General features: G+C 71.0%; 2 protein-coding genes. Both read left to right on the forward strand.

All coding sequences use genetic code 11. From position 1 onward, the window contains the following. The first annotated feature begins 147 nt into the window (after positions 1-147). Positions 148-639, forward strand: coding sequence for a glutathione peroxidase (locus PLL68_RS13415; protein ID WP_324534899.1), 492 nt, complete (start codon positions 148-150; stop codon positions 637-639). After that, positions 636-1687 (forward strand): metallophosphoesterase (locus PLL68_RS13420; protein WP_324534901.1); only part of this gene is annotated, 1052 nt, incomplete at its 3' end. The genes PLL68_RS13415 and PLL68_RS13420, both read left to right, overlap by 4 nt.

A 1687-nucleotide genomic window follows, 5' to 3' on the forward strand; every position in this document is an offset into this window, starting at 1 on the left:
CCCACGACGAGGACGTCGACATCGAGGGGCCGGGCGTGCGGTGGTGACACCGGGTCAGCGTATTCCGCCTCGGGGCGTGTCAAACCTCGCGCCCGCCGGGGGCCTCACGACTGCGTCCGCGTCGGTGGCCCGTGTGACGATGACCTCATGACCACTCTCTCCGACTTCAGCGCCACGACCCTCACCGGCCAGGAGCGCGACCTCTCCGACTACGCCGGCAAGGTCGTCCTCGTCGTCAACACCGCCAGCAAGTGCGGCCTGACCCCCCAGTACGAAGGCCTGGAAGCCCTGTACCAGGAGTTCAAGGACGACGGCCTCGTCGTGCTCGGCTTCCCGTGCAACCAGTTCGGCAGCCAGGAGCCCGGCACCGAGGACGAGATCGGTGAGTTCTGCCAGGTGAACTACGGCGTGAGCTTCCCGATGTTCGCGAAGGTCGACGTGAACGGCGACGACACGCACCCGCTCTTCGAGTGGCTGAAGTCGGAGACCAAGGGCCTGCTCGGTGGCCGGGTGAAGTGGAACTTCACGAAGTTCCTCGTCGGCCGTGACGGGCAGGCCATCAGCCGGTACGCGCCGACGACCGAGCCCGGCGACCTCGCCGACGACATCCGCGCAGCCCTCGCCGCCAAGGCGGCATGAGCCCCTGGCTCATCCTCATCCCGCTCGGGGTCTTCGGGGGCTTCATCGCCTTTGTGTGGCACCGCCTGGCGATCGCCCCCGGGTGGCGCCCCCGCTGGGTGAGGTATGCCGTGGCGGCTGTGCTCGTCGTGCTCACGGCGTTCGCGTTCGCCGGGTTCGACGTCTGGGGTGGGTCGTTCACGCCCGCCCAGATGCGGCCGGTGGCCTGGCTCGGCCAGGCGTTCCTCGCGTCCTGTCTGTACCTGTTCCTCGGGTTGGTCCCGGTGTGGCTCGCGAGCGTCGCGATCTGGCTCCTGCGCTGGCGGCACGACGACCACGGCCGCTCCGCCCGGCGGCGCCTGAACGCGATCGCGTCGCCGCTGGTGGCTGCCGTCGCGGTGGGGGTCACCGCCTACGGCGCCGTCGAGGCGGCCACCCCGAGCGTGAGCCGGTTCGAGCTGGCGTCCCCGCAGCTGCCTGCCGAGTTCGACGGGGCCCGCGTCGCGTTGGTCACCGACGTGCACGCAGGGGCGGTGCGCAGCGCCGCCTTCACCCAGCAGGTCGTCGACCTCGTCAACGAGCAGGAGCCCGACCTCATCGTGCTGGCCGGCGACCTCGTCGACGGCAAGGCCGCGCGCTACGCCCCCGAGCTCGCCCCGCTCGCTGACCTGCGCGCCCCGCTGGGTGTCTTCGCCACGACGGGCAACCACGAGATGTTCGAGGACACCGTCAACTGGGTGTCGGCGTTCGAGGACGTCGGCCTGGTCGTGCTGGGCAACGAGTCGGTGCCGCTGGAGCGTGGTGGGGCGACCATGGTGCTGGCGGGCGTTCACGACGCCATCGGCGAAGGGGTCTTCGCGCCGGACTACGACGCGGCCCTGGCCGGCGTCGACCCCGGGGGCTTCACGCTGCTCGCGGCCCACCAGCCGTTGCAGGCCTTCGAGGTCGAGGGGCGTGGCGTCGACCTCCAGGTCTCCGGGCACACCCACGGCGGTCAGATGTGGCCGATCAACTACCTCGTGCCCCTTCAGCAGCCGATGCTCGAGGGCCGCGGCGACGTCGCCGGCAC

The organism is Ornithinibacter sp. (genome assembly GCF_035443565.1).
GTDB lineage: Bacteria > Actinomycetota > Actinomycetes > Actinomycetales > Dermatophilaceae > Fodinibacter.